At 60.0% G+C, this 23,160-nt stretch carries 20 protein-coding genes and 1 pseudogene; all 21 read right to left on the minus strand.

The genetic code is table 11. From position 1 onward, the window contains the following. Positions 1 to 156 precede the first annotated feature (156 nt). Positions 157 to 2,717: pseudogene (locus OEG84_RS08560) on the minus strand (GcvT family protein). A gap of 157 nt (positions 2,718 to 2,874) precedes the next feature. Further along, on the minus strand, positions 2,875 to 3,366 hold the full coding sequence (locus tag OEG84_RS08565) for a 2-thiouracil desulfurase family protein (protein ID WP_267653363.1): 492 nt from the start codon (positions 3,364 to 3,366) through the stop codon (positions 2,875 to 2,877). A gap of 100 nt (positions 3,367 to 3,466) precedes the next feature. After that, the gene (locus OEG84_RS08570) at positions 3,467 to 3,730 is read right to left on the minus strand and encodes a hypothetical protein (RefSeq protein WP_267653364.1); all 264 of its coding nucleotides are present in this window, start codon (positions 3,728 to 3,730) and stop codon (positions 3,467 to 3,469) included. A 115-nt stretch (positions 3,731 to 3,845) separates the two neighbouring features. Further along, positions 3,846 to 6,443 (minus strand): mechanosensitive ion channel family protein, encoded by a 2,598-nt coding sequence (locus OEG84_RS08575; RefSeq protein ID WP_267653365.1) that lies wholly within the window; start codon positions 6,441 to 6,443, stop codon positions 3,846 to 3,848. A gap of 129 nt (positions 6,444 to 6,572) precedes the next feature. Continuing rightward, the gene (locus OEG84_RS08580; RefSeq protein WP_267653366.1) at positions 6,573 to 7,118 is read right to left on the minus strand and encodes a DUF924 family protein; all 546 of its coding nucleotides are present in this window, start codon (positions 7,116 to 7,118) and stop codon (positions 6,573 to 6,575) included. 115 nt (positions 7,119 to 7,233) lie between these two features. After that, positions 7,234 to 9,234 carry an acetyl/propionyl/methylcrotonyl-CoA carboxylase subunit alpha gene (locus tag OEG84_RS08585; RefSeq protein WP_267653367.1) on the minus strand — a complete coding sequence of 667 codons (2,001 nt, stop codon included), beginning with the start codon at positions 9,232 to 9,234 and terminating at the stop codon, positions 7,234 to 7,236. Further along, positions 9,231 to 9,665: a type II toxin-antitoxin system VapC family toxin gene (locus OEG84_RS08590; RefSeq protein WP_267653368.1), complete on the minus strand. Its 435-nt coding sequence runs from the start codon at positions 9,663 to 9,665 to the stop codon at positions 9,231 to 9,233. The genes OEG84_RS08585 and OEG84_RS08590 overlap by 4 nt, the downstream gene beginning before the upstream one ends. 2 nt (positions 9,666 to 9,667) lie before the next feature. Continuing rightward, positions 9,668 to 9,928, minus strand: coding sequence for a FitA-like ribbon-helix-helix domain-containing protein (locus tag OEG84_RS08595; protein ID WP_267653369.1), 261 nt, complete (start codon positions 9,926 to 9,928; stop codon positions 9,668 to 9,670). Between the two features lie 54 nt (positions 9,929 to 9,982). Then, positions 9,983 to 11,599 carry a carboxyl transferase domain-containing protein gene (locus OEG84_RS08600; RefSeq protein WP_267653370.1) on the minus strand — a complete coding sequence of 539 codons (1,617 nt, stop codon included), beginning with the start codon at positions 11,597 to 11,599 and terminating at the stop codon, positions 9,983 to 9,985. Beyond that, positions 11,599 to 11,979, minus strand: a complete 381-nt coding sequence (locus OEG84_RS08605) for a type II toxin-antitoxin system VapC family toxin (protein ID WP_267653371.1) — start codon at positions 11,977 to 11,979, stop codon at positions 11,599 to 11,601. Before OEG84_RS08605 ends, OEG84_RS08600 begins: the two co-directional genes overlap by 1 nt. After that, the gene (locus tag OEG84_RS08610) at positions 11,979 to 12,362 is read right to left on the minus strand and encodes an AbrB/MazE/SpoVT family DNA-binding domain-containing protein (RefSeq protein ID WP_267653372.1); all 384 of its coding nucleotides are present in this window, start codon (positions 12,360 to 12,362) and stop codon (positions 11,979 to 11,981) included. Before OEG84_RS08610 ends, OEG84_RS08605 begins: the two co-directional genes overlap by 1 nt. 59 nt (positions 12,363 to 12,421) lie before the next feature. Next, on the minus strand, positions 12,422 to 13,585 hold the full coding sequence (locus tag OEG84_RS08615; RefSeq protein WP_267653373.1) for an isovaleryl-CoA dehydrogenase: 1,164 nt from the start codon (positions 13,583 to 13,585) through the stop codon (positions 12,422 to 12,424). A 1-nt stretch (position 13,586) separates the two neighbouring features. Further along, positions 13,587 to 14,189 (minus strand): TetR/AcrR family transcriptional regulator, encoded by a 603-nt coding sequence (locus OEG84_RS08620; RefSeq protein ID WP_267653374.1) that lies wholly within the window; start codon positions 14,187 to 14,189, stop codon positions 13,587 to 13,589. A 126-nt stretch (positions 14,190 to 14,315) separates the two neighbouring features. Continuing rightward, the gene (locus tag OEG84_RS08625; RefSeq protein WP_267653375.1) at positions 14,316 to 15,155 is read right to left on the minus strand and encodes an ABC transporter ATP-binding protein; all 840 of its coding nucleotides are present in this window, start codon (positions 15,153 to 15,155) and stop codon (positions 14,316 to 14,318) included. 86 nt (positions 15,156 to 15,241) lie between these two features. Continuing rightward, a complete protein-coding gene (locus OEG84_RS08630; protein ID WP_267653376.1) occupies positions 15,242 to 16,558 on the minus strand; it encodes an ABC transporter substrate-binding protein in 1,317 nt (438 codons plus the stop codon). Between the two features lie 110 nt (positions 16,559 to 16,668). Continuing rightward, positions 16,669 to 17,751 carry a branched-chain amino acid ABC transporter permease gene (locus OEG84_RS08635; protein WP_267653377.1) on the minus strand — a complete coding sequence of 361 codons (1,083 nt, stop codon included), beginning with the start codon at positions 17,749 to 17,751 and terminating at the stop codon, positions 16,669 to 16,671. Then, positions 17,751 to 18,128 carry a VOC family protein gene (locus tag OEG84_RS08640; RefSeq protein ID WP_267653378.1) on the minus strand — a complete coding sequence of 126 codons (378 nt, stop codon included), beginning with the start codon at positions 18,126 to 18,128 and terminating at the stop codon, positions 17,751 to 17,753. The genes OEG84_RS08635 and OEG84_RS08640 overlap by 1 nt, the downstream gene beginning before the upstream one ends. A gap of 3 nt (positions 18,129 to 18,131) precedes the next feature. Further along, a complete protein-coding gene (locus OEG84_RS08645) occupies positions 18,132 to 19,091 on the minus strand; it encodes a branched-chain amino acid ABC transporter permease (protein WP_267653379.1) in 960 nt (319 codons plus the stop codon). Continuing rightward, on the minus strand, positions 19,091 to 19,915 hold the full coding sequence (locus OEG84_RS08650) for an ABC transporter ATP-binding protein (protein WP_267653380.1): 825 nt from the start codon (positions 19,913 to 19,915) through the stop codon (positions 19,091 to 19,093). The genes OEG84_RS08645 and OEG84_RS08650 overlap by 1 nt, the downstream gene beginning before the upstream one ends. Then, positions 19,912 to 21,897, minus strand: a complete 1,986-nt coding sequence (locus tag OEG84_RS08655; protein WP_267653381.1) for an AMP-binding protein — start codon at positions 21,895 to 21,897, stop codon at positions 19,912 to 19,914. The genes OEG84_RS08650 and OEG84_RS08655 overlap by 4 nt, the downstream gene beginning before the upstream one ends. A 235-nt stretch (positions 21,898 to 22,132) precedes the next feature. After that, entirely contained in the window at positions 22,133 to 23,146 is a 1,014-nt protein-coding gene (dgcN, locus tag OEG84_RS08660) for an N-acetyltransferase DgcN (protein ID WP_267653382.1), read from the minus strand. Positions 23,147 to 23,160 lie beyond the last annotated feature (14 nt).

Genomic DNA, 23,160 nt, shown 5'->3' on the forward strand with positions numbered 1-23,160 from the left:
CGAGGCAACGCTGAACCAGATTTCCAGGTGCCCCAAGGCGCTGATGGCAGACAATCCGCGCCCCGCGCGCTGTGTTGTCCGGATCGACAAAATTCTCGCCGTCCGCAGCCGCCCGCTCAGGTGGAGCGAAGCAGCCTTTCGGATGGTATGCCGGGATCAGCTCCGCGGCTTGAGGTTCTCCGGATCGTAAAGCGGCTTGTAGCCGACAGCCGCCACTTCAACCGGATAGGTCTCGCTGAAATACTCGACATTGAGTTCGCGACCTACCTGGCAGTACTCCCAGGGCAGATAGGCGAGCGCGATGTTCTTGCCGATGGTGGGACCATAGGCAACCGAAGTAGTGTAGGAAATACGGCCCAATTCATCGACAAGCGTCTTGCCCGTCTCCGGGTCGATCACCGGCATGGCGCCCACTGGATAGCGGGCGACGCCCTTGGCGTCGACATTGTCGATCATCACCAATGTGCACAACATGGCCGGCTGATGCTCACGCGCCTTGTATTCAAGGTGCTTGGCCTTGCCGCGGAAATCGGCTTCCTTGACCTTGGGACGAGCCAGATCAGCTTCGATCAGGTTATACTGGGTCAGAAGATCGGCGTTCTGCAACCGCAGGCTCTTTTCCATACGGCGCGAGTTTGCATAGGTCTCGACACCGACCGGAGTGACACCGGTTGACCGCAGCGCATCCCAGACAGCGAGCCCGTCCTCGAACTTCATGTGCAATTCCCACCCCTGCTCGCCGACATAGGAGAGCCGGAAGGCTGACACCGTCTTGCCGGCGATCTCTATCGGCTTGATCGCAGCAAAGGCAAAGTTTTCAACATCAAGACCGGCTGGGTCGGCAACGACTTTCTTCAGTGTCTCGCGAGCATTAGGGCCCCAGATGCCGATGGTCGTGTAGGCCTCGGTGACATCGGTGATGGTGACGTCATAACCCTTGTCTTCGGCCATGCGGCGCATGTAGTGGAAATCGCGCGGACCGGCGTCGGCTCCGTTGATCAGGCGACAGCGGTCAGCCATGCGGATAACCGTGAAATCGGCCCGCACCATGCCCTCGTCATCGAGGAAGTGAGTGTAGATGCCCTTGCCGATATTGTTGTCGCCACCGATCTTGGCCGCACACAACCACTCCATCAGCGCAACGTGATCCGGCCCTTCGATGTCGACCATGTGGAAGTGCGACAGGTTGATGATGCCGCAGTCTTCGGACAGTTGCAGATGCTCGGCATTTGAAACACGCCAGAAGTGACGGTTGTCCCACTCGTTTTCACGAACCGGCACCCGGTCGCCGAACTTCTCAAGCAGATGAGCGTTGGACGCATAGCCATGCGCCCGCTCCCAGCCTCCCAGTTCCATGAAATGGCCGCCGAGTTCGACCTCGCGTTCGTGAAAGGGCGAGCGCTTGACGCCACGGCTCTTGGCATAGGGCTCGCGCGGATGGATGGCCGGGAAATAGATCTTCTGCGCCGCCTCATAGCAGCGGTTTTCGATGAATTCCTCGGTCATCTGATGCGGGTAGAAACGTGCGTAATCGATCGAGTTGTGGTCGATCTCGGTGCGGCCATCGGTCATCCAGTCGGCGATCAGCTTGCCGTAGCCGGGTGCGTCCTTGACCCAGATGGCGACGCAATACCATAGCCCGCGCACCTTCTGGCTTTCGCCGCAGGAAGCGCCACCGGCGGCGGACACTTGCAGCAGGCCGTTGAAGGAGTGGCTTTCATTGTAGCCGAGTTCGCCGAGAATAGGCGTCAGCTCCATGGCGCGCTCGAGCGGATCGATGATCTGTTCCATGTCGAGGTCACGTTGCGACGGAGACAGCCGCGCCTCGTTCTTTTCCAGAATGTCGCGGGGATGGCACAGGCGCGGATTGTCGGTCTCGTAGTAACCCCACTCGATCTGCCCCCCTCGGCGGTTTTTGGGTCGCCGGTGTCGCGCATATAGGCCGAATTGCCCTGGTCGCGCATCAGCGGCCAGCCGATATCCTTTCCGGTGCCTTCAAACTCGGTGTACGGCCCGAAAAAGGTCAGTGGATGATCAACCGGCATGACCGGCAGATCCTCGCCGACCATTTCAGCGATCAGGCGTCCCCAGATGCCGGCGCAGACGACGACATGATCGGCCATGATGGTGCCGCGATGGGTGACGACGCCCTTGATGCGGCCACCTTCAACGACCAGCGACTGAGCGGGAGTGTTGGCGAACACGTTCAGCTTGCCGGTCTTCTCGGCTGCATCGACGAGCTTGCCCGCGACGGTCTGAGAGCGCGGGATGACAAGCCCGGCGTCCGGATCCCACAAGGCTCCGGCCACCATCTCTTCTTCAACCAGCGGGAATTTTTCTTTCACCTCGGCGGGACCGATAAAGCTGGCACGGGTGCCAAAGGCCTTTCCGGAGGAAATCTTGCGCTTGATTTCTTCCATCCATGCATCGTCGCCGGCGCGCACGATTTCCAGACCGCCGATGCGGGCGTAGTGGCCCATCTTCTCGAAGAAATCGATCGAGTACTGCGTCGTCCAGACAGACAGATAGTCATGGGACGTGGTGTAGCAAAAGTCGGATGCATGGGCCGTCGAACCGATATCGGTGGGCACGCCGGACTTGTCGATACCGACAATGTCGTCCCAGCCGCGCTCGATGAGATGATGCGCGATGGAGGCGCCAACAATGCCGCCCACGCCAATGATGACTACTTTCGCCTTCTCCGGAAACCCTGCCATTGTCTTCTACCCTGATTGCGCTTGAAGCAGAATTTATGATCTGTCGCCACAAAACCAGAGCCTGTCTACGACATTATCTCCATGCTGCACGACCAGTGGCGCGGGAGCCAGAGTCCGCGAGGCAGGTTTTGCAATCCCGCAACATCCGCAGGGCCTGTCAGGACGGATTGTCGAGCGCCTCGGCCAGCTGTCCGATCTGGTTTTCAGAAAACACGGTAATACCGTTTTGCGAAAGCAGCGCGGCGACCACCCCGGCGCCTTCACGCGCGACCCCGTCAAAATGTCCGCTATAGACAAACGAGGTGCCACAAGACGGACTTCCATCGGTCAGAAGGGCAAACCGGCACCCTTGCGAGAGTGCGGTCTCCAGCGCGATCTCCGCCCCCAGCCGGAACGGGCTTGTCACATCGGCACCAGTTTGGTCGAAAATCCGGGCCTTGTCGACAAGCACGTCATCAGCCATCAGGCCGGGTTCGATTTCCGCCGGCGGACGAGGTGTTGGAAAACCGGCGGCGACTTCCGGACAAAGCTGTACGATGCGGCCCTGTTCGCGCCAGAGCGCCATCAGGGGGTGGTCGACCAGCCGGTCGGATCCATTGTAACGCACCGGGCTACCCAGCAGGCACGCAGAAACGAGTATCTTTTCCATCGCAGATAAATGACTGCAGAAGTCAGGCCATGCAATTGAAAACGCAGCGGGCCGGTCAATCCCGAGGATGACCGGCCCGCAATTTTCTCGATCCAATCGATTACTTGATCACAGCGCCGCCGTTGATGATTTCAACATTTTCCGAACCCGACAGGGTTTCGCGGTCGCCTGACGGCATGGTGACAAAGCAGCCGGCCGGGCAGAAATTGACGGTCGCGCCGGCTTCAACCACCATGTCAGACTGGTTGCTGCCTTCGGTCACGGTCAAAACATGGGAATTGCTGTCCTTGTTGGTGATCGTGGCAGCTGCCGCGCCGCCAATCATCGCCAGGCTCAGGCCCACGACAAGAATTGCTGTTTTCATCGGTCTCCGGCGGTTTTGCCGCCGCTCCTGGTTAAAACGTACTGGACGACATGTGCGCCCGTGTTGAACTGAGTACTAGCATTGCGAAACTGAATGCAATCTGAACGCGGGCGGCCTACCGGTCGCCCTCGCCGGAATCCTCTTCCATCGAATCCTGCCCCGCCTTGAGCGCCGCCCGGCGTTTGCGCAGCGTGTGCGCACTTGGCTTGGACACCGAAGCCTTGTTCTTGGCCGATGGATCATCCGTTGCTGCGTCACCATCCGAAAGGTCGGCCACCAGCGTCGTCAGCGTTTCGCCGCCCTCGCCCAGTTTTATGTTGAGATCGCGTTGCGGGAACGGGATTTCAATGTTCTCCGCCTTCAGCCGTTCGAAAATGCGCAGCCGCAACTCGGTGCGGACAGACAACCCATCAAGCACATCTGCGACATGCGCCTTGAGTTCGAAATCCAGCGACGAGTCGCCAAAATTGACGAAATGCACCGATGGCTCGGGATTGTTGAGCACCAACTCGTGCCCGCGTGCAATTTCAGACAGAATCTCGATCACCCGACGCGGATCGGCGTCATAGCTCACCCCCACCGGCACATCGACGCGACCCAGCTTGTTTCGGTGGGTCCAGTTGCCCACCGGCGCATTGATCAGTTCCGAATTCGGCACGATGATCGACTGCCGGCTGAAGGTCTCGATCTCGGTGGCACGGACCGATATTTTCTTGACAAATCCTTCTGTCGATCCGGTTACCACCCAGTCTCCGACCTTGAACGGCCGCTCGGCCAGCAGGATCAGCCCGGAGACAAAATTGCTGACGATATTCTGTAACCCGAAACCAATTCCGAGCGACAGCGCACCGGCAACCAGCGCAAGGCTAGACAGATCGATCCCCGCCACCGATATGCCGATCAGCGCGGCCACCGCAACGCCGAGATAGCCGATCCCGGTCTTGATAGAGTTGCGCACCCCGGTGTCCATCCGCCCGCGCGCCATCACGCTGCCATCGAGCCAGCGTTGGAACCAGCGCGTGGCTATCAGCCCAAGCACGAACATGACGACACCGAACAGAATGCCGACCAGCGAAATCGTGATGCCGCCGATGCGGATGTCGGTCATCAGCCGGTAGAACCAGATTTCAATGTCCTGGATCTGGAACCCCCACTGCAGAAGGATCAGCGGAACCCCCATCAGCAGCACCAGCAGGTTGATCAGCAAGCCGGCGCCCAGCCCGCATTGATCCAGTGCCATCAGGCTGAGTTTATACCGCGCCTGCAGCCAGCGCCCCACCGTGGTATTGGCAAACGAACCGGCTTCTGAAACCGCCTGACCGGACAGATAGCCGATATACATGGTCGTCAGTATTCCGCCGGTCACGACGATCTGCGTCGCGGCAAAGCGCGCCAGGCCGACATAGCCCAGCAGCGCTGTCACCATCAGCCCGATGCCAGCAACCAGCAGCGTTCTCGAAATAATTCGAGGCCAGGGCTGGCCCGGCTCGGATGGATCGCCGGAGGTCTTGGGCACCATCGGCTTGACCAGCGCCATGGCAATGAGCACCAACGCCATCATGAACACGGAGATGAAGCCTTTCATCACCGTCAGCACCACTGGTGAACCCAATGAATTGCTCATCACGTCTTCGACATAATCAAGCCCATTGATGACCGCCATGGCCACAACCAGCGGGAAAAGCACCCGCGCGCCGCCATTCGATACGTTGACCAACCGCCAGGCCGGCATTTTCGGCGCCAGAATGGCCCGCGCCAGCTTGCTGATGAAATAGACCCCGAGCATCATCGCAATCAGGCTCTGGATCACCGGCGTCACGTCGGCGCGCAGAATCGCAAAACTATTCATCAGCGCAAACACCAGCGCCGCCAGCAGCGTCATCGCCATGGTGGGAATGATGATGGACCAGAACGCCACAGATAATCGGCTGGTATAGGGCGGGTCCTCGTTGTCGGCATCGCGGATGATCAGCCCGCCGAACAGCCGATAAGCGCCGGCGATCAGCACCAGCGCGGCCAGAAGCGAGAAGAATATACTTCCCAGCAGGGCCTGGCGTTTGAACTTCCAGACGAACGTCGCCCACGACCCGTAGGTGCGGGACAATTGGCTCCATTCATTGCCAGTCGCGCTGAAGGCATCGGCAATCAGGGTGGGGGTGATTTCTGTGCGCTTGAACAGGGTATTGGCAAACAGGTCACGGCGCGCACCGGCAATCTGATCGCCGATTTCGTTGGCCTGCAACGACACAGTCTCGGCCCGTCCGGTCAGCGCGTTGATTTCCGCCCGCTCTTCAGCCAGCCGCGCCCGTTCCGCGACAATCACCTCGGGTTCTGCCGGTTCGCCCTCTGCCGGCGCCGCGCCAAGTTGGTCGATGCGTGCCTTTATCTCTGTAATACGCGGCCGCAGACTTACACCGATTTCCAGCATCGACCGCGCCAAAGCTTCGGCGGTGACCTTGAGATCTACCAACTGGCTGTCGTCGGTGGCACTTTCCTCAAGCTGAGCCTTGAGCTTGGCCACTTGTTTTTCAGAGGCGGCCAGTTTCTCCTGGGCGGCCACAACTGCTGCCGAGGCCTGGACCTCAGGAGCCGCTGAGACCGGGTTCGAGATTGTCACCGGGGCGGATTCCGAACTGGACGTCTGGGCACGCACGCCACCAGCCGCCATCAGCAATGCGGCCAGCATGAACACGATCAACCGGTTAAGACGCATGAAAATCCCGTTCCGCCAAGTTCTCTCGGTTCATCCTTAGCAGGGTCCGGGTACATCTCAAACGGCTGCAGCGTGCACGCGGCCCGGGCAACTTCGCAGACCGGCGTTCCGCGTTGTTTGGCCGCTTGCTCAGAATCCGGCGCCAGGCTGGGCCAGATAGGCCTCTTCTTCAAACGTTGAGGTTCGCCCCAGGATGGCGTTGCGGTGCGGAAACCGTCCGAATTGCTCAATGACTGCCCTGTGCTTAAGGGCATAGTCGAGATAGGTTTCGTTGCCCAAGGCCTCGCACAGCGACACGCAGCGATTTTGTTCGTCGATCGATTCCGAATGCTCGAACGGCATGTAAAAGAAAATACGCTTCCGCTCGCTGACCTCGGCATCCGCGTCGACGGCCAGGGCCGCCTTCGCTTCCTTCAGCGCCAGACTATCGGTGGCAAACGACAGCGGCGATCCACGGTAGATGTTGCGTGGAAACTGGTCGAACACGATCACCAGCGCCAACCGGGCTTCCGGCGACGCCCGCCACTCGGCCGGCACATCGCGTGACAGGGCAAGATGGAGCGGTCCGAACCGTTCGGCAATCCGGCGATCCAGATCTTCATTTTTAACGAACCAGTCTTTGGGCGTGAGTTCCGAAAACCAGAAATCGAGCACAGTGTCGGGCGTTTCAGTCATGAAGAATCCTTGAGTGCATATGATTTATGGACGCTCTATGTGGAGCGCCGCCGCCTAATTTCAACTATTTGCGCTTGTGAATCCAGAGCCGGGTTCAACCGTCAGCGGATTTGTCTCACGCAGCTTCCGCTTCGACCTGAAGCGTCACCAGCCGGACCCCGTCCGCTACCTGCGCACCGACCGCGACCAGAACTTCTGCAACAACCCCGTCGCGTGGCGCGCTCAGCGTCATCTCCATTTTCATGGCTTCCATGATCACCATCGCTTCGCCGGACTTGACCGTCTGTCCGGCCTCCACCAGCACCTGCTTGACGATTCCCGGCATCGCCGAGACAACTTGGTCACCACCGCCGCCGATATCGTCATCACGCTTGCCACGCGGCTTGCCAAAACCATGGGTAAGTCCTTGGTAAAAAACAGTCACGCTGTCTTCTGCATTGGCCAGCCGGCAACGCCTTGCCACGCCTCCGGCGCTGAATGCCCAGTCATGGCCATGCACGGACACGGCTTCCAGATCGATGCGGCCCGCCGCCAGTGCATCCCCCGTCACACGCCAGTCCCGGGTCCCTGCCCGTTCGATCGCGAAACTGCGGGCTTCGCCATTGATTTCGAGCGGGACCCAGCGTTTTGGCATGCCCCATATTTCGAACGGCCCGATCGCCCCGGCCACGTCCGCAGCGTTGCCGTAACCGGGAACCATGCCGGAGGCGGCAACGGCGGCGAGCGCAACGATATAGTCCGGCGCGACAGCAACTTCAGTCAGGCTCTCGATATTCCGCTCGATCAGCCCGGTGTCGAGCCTTGCTGCGGCAAAGTCAGCATCCCGGCAAAGCTTCACCAGAAACGCCGTATTGGTGACGGTTCCGGCAATCTCGGTACGGCCCAAAGCCCCCGCCAGCTTGTCCAGCGCCTCGGCGCGGGTTTGGCCGTGAGCGATCATTTTGGCGATCATCGGATCATAGAACGGCGTAATCTCGTCGCCGGTGCGAACCCCGGCATCAACCCTGATGTCACCATCAGGAAATTGAAGGTGCATGAGCCGCCCAACCGCCGGCAAGAAGCCCTTGCCCGCGTCTTCGGCGTATATCCGCGCTTCCACCGCATGGCCGTTGATCGACAGTTGGTCCTGCGTGAGCGGCAGCGCCTCACCGGCCGCCACCCGGATCTGCCATTCGACCAGATCAAGCCCGGTGATCATCTCGGTAACCGGGTGCTCAACTTGCAGCCGCGTGTTCATTTCCATAAACCAGAAACGGTCAGCCTTGAGCCCCTCGCTGGCGTCGACAATGAACTCGACCGTACCTGCGCCCGCATAGTTGATTGCCTTGGCCGCCTGTACCGCCGCAGCCCCCATTGCCGCCCGCATGTCATCTGGCATGCCCGGCGCCGGCGCTTCCTCGATCACCTTCTGGTGACGCCGCTGCGCCGAACAATCGCGCTCGAACAGATGCACCGCGTTTCCATGGCTGTCGCCAAACACCTGGATTTCGATGTGCCGTGGCGTGGTGACATATTTTTCCACCAGCACCCGGTCGTCGCCGAACGAGGCCTTGGCCTCGCGCCGCGCTGAGGACAATGCCGCGGGAAAATCTGCCTGGTTGTCGACCTTGCGCATGCCCTTGCCGCCGCCGCCGGCCCGCGCCTTGATCAGCACCGGAAAGCCGATCTCGTTGGCCTTGCCCGCCAGCACCACCAGTTCCTGCGCCTCGCCGTGGTAGCCCGGCACCACCGGCACATTGGCCTTTTCCATCAGCGCTTTAGCCGCATCCTTGAGCCCCATGGCCCGGATTGCCTTGGCCGACGGCCCGATAAAGATCAGCCCGGCTTTCTCGACCTGATCAACAAAGCCGGGATTCTCCGACAGAAAGCCGTAGCCCGGATGGATCGCATCCGCGCCGGTGCGCTTGGCGGCATCGAGAATAGCATCACCCTTGAGATAGCTTTCGCTCGCCTGCGCCGGCCCGATCAGCACCGCCTCGTCGGCCATCTCGACATGCAGCGCGCCCGCGTCGGCTTCGGAATAGACCGCGACCGTGGCGATACCCATCTTCCGCGCCGTGCGCATGATCCGGCAAGCAATCTCGCCCCGGTTGGCAATGAGGATTTTGGTGATCATGGTCTTCCCAATTCGCTCCAGAGCTCGAATGGCATGGTGGTTGCTGTCGCCAAACGCCTGTCATTGCTGACAAACTCATCACAGTGACTGATTTTGGCGGTGGCGACATGAATGGCGTCCGGCAATTTGACCCTGGCGCCTGCTCGGACCCGTGCTGCTTCCAGAATGATATCTCTTGAAATCGGTGTCACGCGCATAAACTTGCTGTCAGTTGCCAATAGGCTCAAATAGACACGCACCAAGGATTCATCGCGATCAGCGATTGGCTTGACGAGGCATTCGGCCAAGGTCAACTCACTTGTCACAGCCTCAAGTCGGCCATCATTGATCTCTTCGACCAACACGTCCTGGGCCTTGTCCAATTCATCCGCGTTCTCGATAATACCGATCAGCGCATTGGTATCGAGATAGACACGCCGGCGTGTTGCCATGCCTAGCGATCCCACTCATCACGTAGTGCCCGGACATAGCTGTCAATCTCGTCCTGGGTACGCCGATTGGCAGCGATTCCAACAAAATCCCGAAAGCTTCCGGGTTCTTGTTTGACTTGAACGCCCGTTGTCGATGAGAGCCCGACAGCATCGGCCAAAATGGCACGCACCTCGGCCTCCGTCGACCGCTTGTTCGCCACCGCGCGCGTTTTCACCGCCTCCAACACCTCATCTTCCAATTGTCTGACCACGATCTGCGCCATCTCAATTACTCCATTTGATATCATAATGATATCACTTCAAGGCCGTGCTTTCCATCACATCCTGAACACGCCGAACTTGGTGTCCGCCACGGGTGCATTGAGCGCCGTCGACAGGCTGAGCGCCAGAACCTCGCGGCTCTTCATCGGGTTGATGATGCCGTCGTCCCACAGCCGTGCCGAAGCGTAGAGTGGGTGCGACTGGGTTTCGAACATCTCGATGGTCGGGCGCTTGAACTGGGCTTCGTCTTCCGCCGACCAGCTGCCGCCCTTGCGCTCGATGGCGTCACGCTTGACGGTGGCGAGCACGCCGGCCGCCTGTTCACCGCCCATCACCGAAATCCGGCTGTTGGGCCAGGTCCACATGAACCGGGGCGAATAGGCGCGGCCGCACATACCGTAATTTCCCGCACCGAATGAGCCGCCAACAATCATGGTAATCTTTGGCACCTGGGTTGTCGCCACGGCGGTCACCAGCTTGGCTCCGTCCTTGGCGATGCCGCCGGCCTCATATTTCTGCCCGACCATGAAGCCGGTGATGTTCTGCAGGAACACCAGCGGGATTTTGCGTTGCGAGCACAGCTCGACGAAATGCGCAGCCTTCACCGCACTTTCTGAAAATAACACGCCATTATTGGCGATGATGCCCACCGGCATGCCCATCACATGGGCAAAGCCGCAAACAATGGTGGTGCCGTAGCGCGCCTTGAATTCATCAAACCGCGAGCCGTCAACGATGCGGGCGATCACCTCGCGGATGTCATAGGGCTGGCGCGTGTCGGCGGGAATGATGCCAGCAATCTCGGCCGGATCATAAAGCGGATCTTCCGGCGGCAGACAATCCATCTGGCACAGCCCTGCCCCGCCACGGTCATTGAGATTGGCCACCGCCTGCCGCGCCAGTTCCAGCGCATGGGCGTCATTATCGGCCAGATGATCGGCCACGCCCGACAGCCGTGTATGCACATCGCCACCGCCAAGATCCTCGGCGCTGACGATCTCGCCGGTGGCAGCCTTGACCAGTGGAGGGCCGGCCAGAAAAATCGTGCCCTGATCGCGCACGATGATGGTCTCGTCGCTCATGGCCGGCACATAAGCGCCACCCGCCGTGCACGACCCCATCACCACGGCAAGCTGCGAAATCCCCTTGGCGCTCATGTTTGCCTGGTTGAAGAAGATCCGGCCGAAATGATCCCGGTCGGGAAACACCTCGTCCTGGTTGGGCAAATTGGCGCCGCCTGAATCGACCAGGTAGACGCAGGGAAGGTTGTTTTCGAGCGCTATTTCCTGCGCCCGTAAATGCTTCTTCACCGTCAGCGGATAATAAGTGCCGCCCTTCACCGTGGCGTCGTTACACACCACCATCACGTCGCGGCCCTTGACCCGGCCGACGCCGGCAATCAGCCCGGCGCTGGCAATCTCGCCGCCATAAAGCCCGTGCGCGGCAAAGCGCCCGACTTCAAGAAACGGCGAGCCGGGATCGAGCAATGTCGCCACCCGCTCGCGGGGCAGCAATTTGCCGCGACCGACATGGCGAACGCGCGAGGCTTCCGGCCCACCCTGTCCATGCCGTTCGGCAGCCGCTGCCGTCTCGTCGATCTGCGCCTGCATCCGTGCCGCATTGTCGCGAAACGCCTGCGAGCCGGTGGAAATCTCGGATTGGATGATGGACATCAGCGAATAAGCTCCACTTTGCACGGCAGGTCGAGTTCGGCCCAATTACGGTCAGCGGTCAATGCCGTCGCTTTCTCGCGAATGGCAAGCGCAAGGCAGGCGCGGTCTCCCAGCGAAAGACCGCGATGGCGCGTCACCGTGCGCAGGCGGCCCGCCAACAGCGCCAGTTCTTCGTCGAAAGGAACCACGGAGAGCCGCGTCCTGGAAAGTGTCGACACCGCGCGATCAGGCTCGTAACCCAAATCAATCAACCGCGTCACGATCTCGGCCGCATTCACGGAGGACAGATGACCGTCAGCCAAAGCGGGCAGCGCCCGCTCGGAGCCTTCTTCGTTGCGCAACACGGCCAGGACGACAGAACTGTCGACGACGACACTCATCAGATCTTGTCCTTCAGACGCATTCCTTCGGCGTGCAAGCGGTCCAGCCGTTCATCCGCGCGCTTTTGCTCTTCTCTGCGTTCCTTCAAAAAGTCACCGACCACGTCTGTTCCGGCGGACACCAGTTCGCTGAACTCGGCTTGCAGTTCCTTGATCACCGCGAGGTAGGATTTGATCTTCAGTTCCCCGTCTTCGACTTCCAGCGCCAACTCGTCGCCCGGCTTGACCCCAAGCGCCTCACGCATTGCTGCAGGGATAACCAATCGTCCACCTTCGCCGAGCTTCACCCGGTCCAGCATCGGCCTTTTTCCTTCGCCGAATACTGCGTCGTAGCCCGACTGGCCAGATTCCTCGAAGCCAGTCTTTTCGGTGCGCCCTGCCATCACGCCATCTTTCCAAAACTTGCCAACTATTTCATTCGTGGCAATATAGCATACTCATGTCACGCGGTCTCCACCATCATCTCGCGGCCGATAAGCATACGGCGGACTTCCGAGGTGCCGGCGCCAATCTCGTAGAGCTTGGCGTCACGCAGCAGCCGGCCGGTCGGGTAATCATTGATATAGCCATTGCCGCCCAGCGCCTGCAGTGCTTCGAGTGCAACCTGCGTGGCTTTTTCCGCGGCGTAGAGAATGCAGCCGGCAGAATCCTTGCGGGTGGTTTCGCCCCGGTCAGCCGCCTGCGCCACCGCGTAAACATAGGCCCGGCAGGCGTTCATCGTCGTGTACATGTCAGCCAGCTTGCCCTGCATCAGCTGAAAATTGCCGATCGGTTCGCCGAACTGCTTGCGCTCGTGGCAATAGGGGACGGTCACATCCATCGCCGCTGCCATGATGCCAAGCGGCCCGCCGGCCAGCACCAGCCGCTCGTAATCAAGTCCCGACATCAGGATCTTGACGCCCTGGCCTTCTTCACCCAGCACATTGTCAAACGGCACCTCGCAATCTTCGAACACCAGTTCGCAGGTGTTGGAGCCGCGCATGCCCAGCTTGTCGAGCTTTTGCGCGGTCGAAAAACCGGCCATGCCCTTCTCGATCAGGAACGCAGTGATGCCGCGCGATTTGGCTTCCGGATCGGTCTTGGCATAGACTACCAGCGTGTTGGCGTCGGGCCCGTTGGTGATCCACATCTTGTTGCCGTTGAGCACGTAGCGATCATTGCGCTTTTCAGCGCGCAGCTTCATCGACACCACGTCGGAGCCTGATCCCGGTTCGCTCATCGCCAGCGCGCCGACATTCTCGCCGCTGCACAGCTTCGGCAGGTATCTTTCCTTCTGCGCCTGCGTGCCCCAGCGGTTGATCTGGTTGACGCACAGGTTGGAATGAGCGCCGTAGGAAAGCCCGATCGAGGCCGACGCGCGGCTGATCTCTTCCATCGCCACCACATGCGCGAGATAGCCCATACCGGTGCCGCCAAAATCAGGATCCGCAGTCATGCCGAGCAGACCGAGCGCCCCCATTTCCTGCCACAGATGGGCGGGGAAATTGTTCTCGCGGTCGGTTGCTTCCGCTACCGGCGCCACCCGCTCGCGGGCAAACCGCACAACCGTATCCCGAAGCGCATCGATATCTTCGCCAAGGCCGAAATTCATGCTGGTCGTGAACATTTCAGTCTTCCTTTTTCTGCTGCACCAGACGCGCCACCAGGCGGACATAGATCGCTTCGATTTCGTCGAGCGACAGACGCCCGTTTTCGCGGAACCAGGTGGTCATGCCATTGAGCATGGCGATGATCGCCATGGTGGAAATTTGTGGATCGATGATATCGAACGACCCGTCCTTGGCGCCGCGCTCGAGAATGGCCCTCGGCACCTGCTCGTACTGGCGCCGCAGCCGTTCGATCATGCTGAAATTCTCGTTTTCGAGGCTGCGCAGTTCCATGTAGGAAATGAACACCTCGCGCGAGCGGTCGAGATGATAGCGGATGTGAAAGCGGACAAAATGTTCCAGCGCTTCAGCTGGCGCCAGCTCAGGCCGCTCGGCTTCCGCCCATGCCGCCAGCAGCGTTTCCATATGCACCTGCAGCAATTCGTTGAGCAGGTCCTGCTTGGTCGGGAAATGATTGTAGATTGCGCCCGCCTGGACCCCGGTCTCAGCGGCGATCGCCCGCATCGATACCGCCGCGTAGCCCGAACGCGCAAACAGCTCGAGCGCCACGTTGCGCAGTTTTTCCGCCGTTTCGGCTCCAGTTGATCCCGCTCGTCGCGCCATGCATCACACAATTAAATGAACGTTTGTTTATTTTATTATGCTCCGTCGCATTCGGCAAGCCCCTGCCTGCCCCTCAAATTCTGCGGGATGCGCCAGGCAGCTTGTCGAAATGTCTCGTGCGGCGCTTCACGCCAGCCAGCGCTTGCGGCGCTTGTAGTGTTTCACATTCTTGAACGAGCGCCGCCCCTCGCCGCCAACGCCAAGGTAAAACTCCTTGACGTCCTCGTTCTCGCGCAGGTCGCTGGCCACGCCGTCCATGACGATGCGACCGGATTCGAGAATGTAGCCATAGGTCGCGTATCTGAGCGCGATATTGGTGTTCTGTTCAGCCAGTAGGAATGAAACGCCCTCCTGCTGGTTGAGTTTCTTGACGATCTCGAAAATCTCTTCCTGCAATTGCGGCGCCAGCCCCATCGATGGCTCGTCGAGCAGGATCATTTTCGGACGGCTCATCAGCGCCCGTCCGATCGCCGTCATCTGCTGTTCGCCACCCGAGGTATAGCCGGCCTGACTGGTCCGGCGTTCCCTTAGCCGAGGGAAATAGTCATAGACCATTTCCATGTCGCGCTTGATTGCCGCCTTGCCATCACGCCGGGTAAATGCCCCGGTCAACAGATTTTCTTCAATGGTCAGGTGGCCGAAGCAATGCCGGCCTTCCATCACCTGGATGCAACCGCGGCGCACCAACTCATTGGCGGTCTGCGCTTCGATCCGCTTGCCTTCCAGCTCGATCGATCCCTTGGTCACTTCGCCGCGCTCGGAGCGCAGCAGATTGGAAATTGCCTTCAGTGTGGTGGTCTTGCCGGCGCCATTGGCGCCCAACAGCGCCACGATACCGCCCTGCGGCACCACCAGCGAAACGCCTTTGAGCACCAGAATCACATGGTCGTAGATGACTTCGATATTGTTGACCGACAGGATCGGCGTTTGCGCCGCACCGGTTTCAATCTGTGTGGAGGTCGTCATGAACCTACTCCGGGCTTGGTCGATGGCTAAGGCGGATGCCGTCCGCGCGGAAAACCTCCCCGCGCGGACAAGTGTCGGTTTTCGCCTTAGTTGGCGCAGGCTTCCGAGCGGGCCGGCCACGGTGCGTTCGAGGTCTTGTAATCCTCGGCCGCAGCGACCGCCAACGGCGTCACCTTGTCGGTCATCGGGCTGAACCAGTCCGATGCCTTCTGCCAGTTCTCGCCGTCCCACTCCTGGATGTACATCTGGTTATGACCAGAATGGTCGGCGCAGCTGACTTTCATCGGCGCCATAAAGCCTGCCAGGCCGATGGCTTCAAGACGGGCATCATCAATGTCGAGGTTCTCGAGACCGACGCGCATGTCTTCCGAAGTGATCACCGTCTTGCCAGACTTCTCCTGGGCGACACGGATGGCCTCGGCCATGATGACCGCGTTCACGACGCCGCGATTGTAGAGGTTCTCACCGAACTTGTCGGCATCGACTTCGCTCTTGCCAGTATCGACAACCAGCTTCTTGATGTCCTGCAGCGCCGGGAAATCAGGTCCCACGGCATTGAAGTTGAGCGTCTTGTAGCCCTTGGCGGCAGCACCACCGGCACGGGCGTCATCTTCACCACCGGCCCACCACACGCCAATGAACTTGTCCATCGGAAAGCGGATCTTGGTGGCTTCCTTGACCGCGGTCGGGTTCATTGCACCCCAGCCCCACATCACCATGTAGTCCGGCTTGTCACGGCGCACATTGAGCCATTGCGACGACTGGTTCTGCATTTCCTTGCCGGCAACCGGATACTGCAGCATTTCGAAGCCGTATTCCTTGGCCAGGTCCTCAATCAGCGGAATCGCCTCACGGCCGTAGCCGGCGTCGAGGAAGATGTAGCCGATCTTCTTGCCCTTGAGGTTATCAAAACCGCCTTCCTGTTCAGCGATGTACTTGATGATCCCCGAAGCGCCGTCCCAATAGGTCATCGGCGGGTTGAACACCCAGGGGAACACGTCACCCTGCGAGGCAGCCGAAAGGCCATAAGCCATCGACAGCACCGGGATCTTGTCAACAGAAGCCTTGGGGATCACCTGCAGCGTGATGCCGGTCGACCACGGGTTGAACACCAGCGTGTTCTTGGCCTTGGCCTGCTCGTAGCATTCGACGCCCTTCTGGGTGTCGTAGCCGGTTTCGCATTCGTCGACTTCGATCTTCACGCCGTTGATGCCGCCATCGCGCTCGTTGAGCATGGTCAGATAGTCATGCATGCCATTGGCAATAGGGATGCCCGAACCGGCATAGGGGCCGGTGCGGTATGTCGGAAGCTGGATATAAAAGCTGTCTTCCGCCTGCGCGGGCAGCGCCATGCCTGCAGCCAGGACGACGGCGAGTGCTGCTGTGGTTTTAAGCAATTTCATGTTTTCCTCCCATGATCGCATTAACGTCTGAGCCAATATGTGCGACCGGACCTGGCTCGATGGCCCGGCGTCTTCGTTGATGCCCGTATAGCCAGGCATTTCGTCTGCGTTCAGGCATAGGGGAACGGCCAGACACGCAGTTTTTCCTTGCCGATCGCCCACAGCCGCGCCAATCCGTGCGGCTCGGCGATCAGGAAGAAGATGATGAGTGCGCCGACCACCATCTGGGCGACTTGGAACACGATTTCGGCGCCGACATCGATGCCGATGGCGGGCAGCCCGACACGCAGCGCAATCGGCAGGATCCAGATAAAGGCCGCTCCGAAAAACGATCCGACCAGCGAACCGAGCCCGCCAAGAATGACCATGAACAGCACCTGGAATGACAGCGACACGCCGAAGGATGATGGCTCTGCCGCGCCGAGATAGAAAAATACGAACATCGCCCCAGAGACCCCGGCCAGATAGGACGACACGGCAAATGCCGACAGTTTCGCTGTCAGCGGCCGCACCCCGATCAGTTCGGCGGCAATATCCATGTCGCGGATCATCATCCATTGCCGGCCGATCCGGCCGCGAACGATGTTCTTGACCAACAGCGTCAGCACCACGACGATCGCCAGCACCACGAAATAGCGTGTCACCGGCGAGGCCGACGGGCCGGTCAGGATCAGATCGCCGAAACCGCGGCGTTCCGGGACTTCAATGGCGCCCGAGGCATTGTAATTATAGAGCCACGGAATACGGATGAAACACCATTCGAGAAAGAACTGCGCGGCCAGCGTCGTGACCGCCAGATAGAGCCCCTTGATCCGCAGTGACGGCAGCCCGAAGGCGATCCCGATCGCCGCTGAAAACACGCCTGACAGCAGGATCATGACTATGATGTTCACATCCGGGAAGATCGTTGTCAGCTTGTAGCAGGCGTAGGCCCCCACCCCCATGAAGGCGCCGTTGCCGAGCGACAATTGCCCGGCATAGCCGGTCAGCACGTTCAGCCCGATCGCCGCCAGCGCCAGGATCAGGAACGGGATGACGACCGATGTCAGCAGAAACTCGCTTGAGAACCACGGGATCACGAACACTGCGATCGCCAGGATGATGGCCACTCCGATACGATCCTCGCGGATCGGGAATATCGCCTGGTCGGCAGCGTAGCTGGTCTTGTACTGGCCAGATTCCCGGTAAAACATCAATCGCCCTCCCAGACGTTGCCGCTGGACGACAGCGCATGCGAGCTCGGCCCGGTCAGACGAAACCGATGGCCAGTCGGGGCTTCCATGATCACCGCATGGTCAGCCGCTCCGACCTTGCGGCCACCAAGTTGTTCGATCCGGCGGATTTCCGCGGCCAGATCATCGGTCTCGATATCGAAATGGATCAACGCTTCTTCGCGCACCGCTTCGATGATCAGCGATACACCGCCATCGGCCACCGGGATGATGGCGCGATGGCCGTCATCATCGGTTTGTGAGGCCTGCCCCAGAAGCTGTGACCAGAACCCTGCAGCCTGTTCGATATGGTCGGTGTGGCAATCGATGACGATGGAAGACAATCGGCTCTTGTGCATCGCTTACACCCTTTCGATAATGCGTTCGCCGAACAGGCCCTGCGGCCGGAACAGCAGGAAAATCAGGGCAATCATGTAGGCCAGCCAACTCTCGATGCCGCCGCCGACAAGAGGTCCCCAGTAAATCTCACCGATTTTCTCGCCGATGCCGATGATCAGCCCGCCGACGATCGCCCCGGGAATGGAGGTGAAGCCGCCGAGGATCAGCACCGGCAATGCCTTAAGGGCAATGATTTCCAGCGCGAACGATACATCCGAACGCGCGCCCCACATGATGCCGGTGGTCAACGCCACGATACCGGCTGCAAACCAGACGATGGCCCAGATCTGGTGCAGCGAGATGCCGACCGAAAGGGCTGCCTGGTGATCATCGGCAACCGCCCTGAGCGCCCGCCCGATCCGGGTCTTGTTGAAAAACACCGCCAACGCACCGACCATGATCAGCGCGATCACTGCCGCGGCGATATCGATGTGTTGCAAGATCAATAGCCCGCCATCACCGATCTCGAACGCCGTCGAGCCGGTCGGCAAACCCAGTTCCTCGGTGATCATCTGCTTGGGTTCGCCGCCAAAGATGAACTCGCCGAAGCCGATCAGGAAATACGTGAGCCCGATTGTCGACATCAGCAGGATGATTTCGGGCTGATTGACCAGTGGCCGCATCACGAAACGCTCAACCCCCAGCGCCAGGAGCCCCATCACACCGATGGTCAGAATCAGCGCCAGATAGGCCGGAACACCTTTCTCATGCAGGCCGACCAGCGTCAGTCCGGCAAACACGACCATGATCCCTTGCGCGAAATTGAACACCCCGGAGGCCTTGAAAATCAGCACGAAACCAAGCGCGATCAGCGCATAAAGCACGCCGGCAACAAAGCCTTCCCACAGAACCTGGAGGAAGAAATCAGGCAGTTCCACCATCTGCATGAAGGGGTCGATGAGGATTGAATAAAGAATATCCATCAGTGCGACACTCCCAGATAGGCATCGATAACATCCTGGTTGTTCTTCACTTCGTCCGGCGGCCCGTCGCCGATCTTGCGGCCGTAGTCGAGCACCACCACCCGGTCGGAAATATCCATCACCACGCCCATATCGTGCTCGATCAGCGCAATCGTCGTGCCCATCTGGTTGTTCACATCGAGAATGAAGCGGCTCATGTCCTCTTTTTCCTCGAGGTTCATGCCGGCCATCGGCTCATCCAGCAACAACAGGTCCGGCTCCATCGCCAGCGCCCGGCCGAGCTCGACGCGCTTTTGCAGCCCGTAGGGTAATTTGCCCACCGGGGTCTTGCGAATGTGCTGGATCTCGAGGAAATCGATGATCTCCTCGACCTTCAGCCGGTGCTCGATTTCCTCGTTGCGCGCAGGCCCCACATGCAGCATCTGCCAGAAGAAGTTCTTGTGCATCTTCAGCGTACGGCCCGACATGATGTTGTCGAGCGTCGACATGCCTTTGAACAGCGCCACGTTCTGGAACGTGCGGGCAATTCCCGAAGCCGCCGCCTGATGCGGCTGCATCCGCGAGCGGCCTTCGCCGCGAAAGGTGATCACCCCTTCCTGCGGATGATAGAACCCGTTAATGACGTTGAGCATCGAGGTCTTGCCAGCACCATTGGGACCGATGATCGCGCGGATCTCGCCCTTGCGGATGTCAAACGAGATATCCGAGATCGCCTTCACGCCGCCAAATGACAGCGACACGTTTTCGACCTTCAGCATCACCTCACCGGGCGCAAGACCGTCATCACCGGCACGGAGTTCGACATGCTTGATACGCGCATTCATTCGGCGGCCTCCGGCATGGCGTTGACGACAGGAAAGGTCTCGGCGTCCGCCACCTTCACGGTGGCGCTGATGGAGCCCTTGCGGCCATCTTCAAAGGTGACTTCGGTGTCAATGAAGCGCTCGCTCGATCCATCGTAGAGCGCCTCGATCAGCGGGGCATAGCGCTCGGCGATGAAGCTGCGTCGCACCTTCTGGGTCCGGGTCAGCTCGCCATCGTCGGCGTCGAGCTCCTTGTGCAGAACCAGAAACCGCTGGATCTGCGACCCGGCCATCATCGGCTCGGCGGCAAGATCGCGGTTCACCTGGTTGACGTGCGCCGTCATCATTTCATAGACCCGCGGCATCCCGGCCAGTTCCTGGTAGGAACCGTAGGAAATGTTGTTGCGCTCGGCCCAGTTGCCGACGGCTGTCAAGTCGATATTGAGGAACACCGCGACAAAATCCTTGCCGTCGCCAAACGCCACCGCTTCCTTGATGTTGGGGAAGAATTTGAGCTTGTTCTCGATGTATTTGGGCGCGTAGAGCGCGCCGGTGGTCATCTTGCCCACATCCTTGGCGCGGTCGATGATCTTGAGGTGACCCTGCGCATCGAAAATGCCGGCGTCGCCGGTCATCACCCAGCCATCCTCGGTCATGGTTTCCCGAGTTTTTTCCGCATCGCCGTAATAGCCGGCGAACATGCCCGGCGAGCGGAAATGCACCTCGCCATTCTCGGCAATGCGGATGTCCACATCGGGAGCCGCCGGCCCCACCGTGTCAGGACGCACTTCGCCGTCCTTCTGCGCAGTGACATAAAGGAACGCCTCGGTCTGGCCGTAGAGCTGCTTGAGATTGATGCCGAGCGACCGGAAGAACGAAAACAGGTCCGGCCCGATTGCCTCACCCGCGGTATAGGCGGTGCGAATCCGGGTGAAACCCAGCACATTCCTGAGCGGCCCGTAGATCAGCTTGTCGCCGATCCAGTAGGAAATCCGCCCTTTCAGCGGCACCGGCCGACCTTCGAGGATCTTCTCGCCGTAAGCCTTGGCCACCGCCAGATAATGATGAAACAGCCATTTCTTGACCCGGCTGGCGTCTTCCATGCGGATCATCACGCTGGTGAGCAGGCCTTCAAACACCCGCGGCGGCGCGAAGTAGAAGGTAGGGCCGATCTCGCGCAGGTTCTGTGCCACGGTTTCCGGGCTTTCCGGGCAGCTCATGCACAAGCCGACAACATAGCCTTGCGCAAAATTGAGATAGTGATCGCCAACCCAGGCCAGCGGCAAATAGGCCAGCACCTCGTCGTGCTCGCTCATATGATCAAAATTGGCTGTGTCTTCGGCTGCCTTGACCGAGGCCGACGCCGTCAGCATCACGCCCTTGGAACGCCCGGTAGTGCCGGACGTGTAGAGGATCGCCGAAATCTCGCTGCCATCGGAGGCGCGGATGCCGGCCTCCCAGTCAGAAACAGCCTTCGGATCAGAATCGGCCAGCGCCCGGCCCTTGTCCTGGATCGCGCCGAAATCATGCAAATGGGCGGGATCGTAATCGCGCAAACCGCGCGGCTCGTCAAAGATAACCTCGGCCAGGCCGGGAACATCCGCCGCTACCGACTGGACCTTGTCGACCTGCTCCTGGTCCTGCACGACCGCAAACCGGACCCCGGCATTATCAAGCACGAAGGCCATCTCTTCGGCCACGGAATCGGCATAAACCGGGACCGGGATGGCCTTGAGCGATTGCGCAGCACAGAACGCCCAGTAAAGCCTGGGCCGGTTGGAACCAACGATGGCGATACGCTCGCCTTCCTTCAGACCCATGGCCTTCAGACCAAGTGCGAAATCGCGGATCTCATCGCGTTGTTCGGACCAGCTCCAGCTCTGCCAGATACCGTAATCCTTGAAACGCATCGCCGGCCGGGTCGCGAAACGCTTGGCGTTGAGCAACAGATATTGCGGAAACGTCACCGGCTTGCCGCCGGCAGTCACGCCTGTGGCTTCCATATTCTCCACTCTCCTCCCTGTCCGGATGGTTTGTCACCTTGTCCGGGCGCATGGCTTCCCATGCATTTGGCCGCTCCCCAGTGGCCATATTCGCGCCGGTTGAACCGGTATTTTTTGCCCGGATCCTGGCGGCCTCCTCCCAGCCGCCGGGTTCCGTTCTGGTTCATCAATTAAATGAACGCTCGTTTACCTTATTCGTCTCGGCTCCCGTTGCAAGTACTACTTTCGGAATAGATCAGGCTTTTCCAGCCATCGTTTCCAGCCGGTCAACCAGCCCCTCGACACCGAAGCGGATCGGGTCCGTCGCCGGCACGTCATGCTTCTCGGCCAGTGTCTTGAGCAGCGCTCTGGCCTCGTCCTCGCCAAGTTTTTGCGTGTTAACGGCGATGCCGCTGCAGGTGATCTCCGGGTTGGTCAGCAGTCCGCAAGCAATGGTCATGTCGATCACGTCCTGGATCGACGGCAGCGCGTGGCTGACGCCGCGCATGGTCGTCCGGGTCGGCTCGTGGCAAACGATAAAGGCATCGGCCTGCGCACCATGTAGCAGGCCCAGCGACACGCCGGCAAAGCTTGGATGAAACAGCGATCCCTGCCCCTCGATCAGATCCCAGTGCCCGGGATCAGCCGCCGGCGCAATCCATTCCACCGCGCCGGAGATGAAATCCGCCGCCACCGCGTCAATCGCCGCCCCCCGGCCCGAGATGAAGACCCCGGTCTGCCCGGTGGCGCGGAAATCCGCATCCATGCCCCGCGCCCGCATTTCGCGTTCCAGCGCAAGCACGGTGTATTTCTTGCCCACCGAACAGTCGGTGCCGACCGTCAACACCCGCCGGCCCGGTCGCTTGTTGCCCTTGCCCGTGGCGAACCGCTCGTCGGTAAAACGCACATCATGCAGATTGCCGCCGCCACGCGCCGCTGCTTCGGCGATTTCCGGAATCGATGCCAGACGCACATGCAGGCCCGTCGCCACATTCAACCCGGCATCCAGTGCCTCAACAATTGACGTGATCCAGTGCGGTGGCAACACGCCGCCGGCATTGACCACGCCCACCACCATGGTGTTAACACCACGCGCCTTGGCGTCCGCAATCGTCATATCAGGAATGCCGGCGTCGGCCTGGCAGCCTTCCAGTCGCAATTGACCGATGCACCATTCCGGACGCCAATCGACAATTCCGACACCGGTCTTGGCGGCCAGCGCATCGGGCACATCGCCGAGAAAAATCAGGTAAGGTGGGTCAATGACCATCTCATACTCCAGAC

The sequence above is a fragment of the Hoeflea algicola genome (assembly GCF_026619415.1).
GTDB lineage: Bacteria > Pseudomonadota > Alphaproteobacteria > Rhizobiales > Rhizobiaceae > Hoeflea > Hoeflea algicola.

Coding starts and splice junctions, on each gene's coding strand:
- OEG84_RS08565 (WP_267653363.1), bottom strand. CDS start 3,366: ATGGAAAAGATACTCGTTTCTGCGTGCCTGCTGGGTAGCCCGGTGCGT.
- OEG84_RS08570 (WP_267653364.1), bottom strand. CDS start 3,730: ATGAAAACAGCAATTCTTGTCGTGGGCCTGAGCCTGGCGATGATTGGC.
- OEG84_RS08575 (WP_267653365.1), bottom strand. CDS start 6,443: ATGCGTCTTAACCGGTTGATCGTGTTCATGCTGGCCGCATTGCTGATG.
- OEG84_RS08580 (WP_267653366.1), bottom strand. CDS start 7,118: ATGACTGAAACGCCCGACACTGTGCTCGATTTCTGGTTTTCGGAACTC.
- OEG84_RS08585 (WP_267653367.1), bottom strand. CDS start 9,234: ATGATCACCAAAATCCTCATTGCCAACCGGGGCGAGATTGCTTGCCGG.
- OEG84_RS08590 (WP_267653368.1), bottom strand. CDS start 9,665: ATGGCAACACGCCGGCGTGTCTATCTCGATACCAATGCGCTGATCGGT.
- OEG84_RS08595 (WP_267653369.1), bottom strand. CDS start 9,928: ATGGCGCAGATCGTGGTCAGACAATTGGAAGATGAGGTGTTGGAGGCG.
- OEG84_RS08600 (WP_267653370.1), bottom strand. CDS start 11,599: ATGTCCATCATCCAATCCGAGATTTCCACCGGCTCGCAGGCGTTTCGC.
- OEG84_RS08605 (WP_267653371.1), bottom strand. CDS start 11,979: ATGAGTGTCGTCGTCGACAGTTCTGTCGTCCTGGCCGTGTTGCGCAAC.
- OEG84_RS08610 (WP_267653372.1), bottom strand. CDS start 12,362: ATGGCAGGGCGCACCGAAAAGACTGGCTTCGAGGAATCTGGCCAGTCG.
- OEG84_RS08615 (WP_267653373.1), bottom strand. CDS start 13,585: ATGTTCACGACCAGCATGAATTTCGGCCTTGGCGAAGATATCGATGCG.
- OEG84_RS08620 (WP_267653374.1), bottom strand. CDS start 14,189: ATGGCGCGACGAGCGGGATCAACTGGAGCCGAAACGGCGGAAAAACTG.
- OEG84_RS08625 (WP_267653375.1), bottom strand. CDS start 15,155: ATGACGACCTCCACACAGATTGAAACCGGTGCGGCGCAAACGCCGATC.
- OEG84_RS08630 (WP_267653376.1), bottom strand. CDS start 16,558: ATGAAATTGCTTAAAACCACAGCAGCACTCGCCGTCGTCCTGGCTGCA.
- OEG84_RS08635 (WP_267653377.1), bottom strand. CDS start 17,751: ATGTTTTACCGGGAATCTGGCCAGTACAAGACCAGCTACGCTGCCGAC.
- OEG84_RS08640 (WP_267653378.1), bottom strand. CDS start 18,128: ATGCACAAGAGCCGATTGTCTTCCATCGTCATCGATTGCCACACCGAC.
- OEG84_RS08645 (WP_267653379.1), bottom strand. CDS start 19,091: ATGGATATTCTTTATTCAATCCTCATCGACCCCTTCATGCAGATGGTG.
- OEG84_RS08650 (WP_267653380.1), bottom strand. CDS start 19,915: ATGAATGCGCGTATCAAGCATGTCGAACTCCGTGCCGGTGATGACGGT.
- OEG84_RS08655 (WP_267653381.1), bottom strand. CDS start 21,897: ATGGAAGCCACAGGCGTGACTGCCGGCGGCAAGCCGGTGACGTTTCCG.
- dgcN (WP_267653382.1), bottom strand. CDS start 23,146: ATGGTCATTGACCCACCTTACCTGATTTTTCTCGGCGATGTGCCCGAT.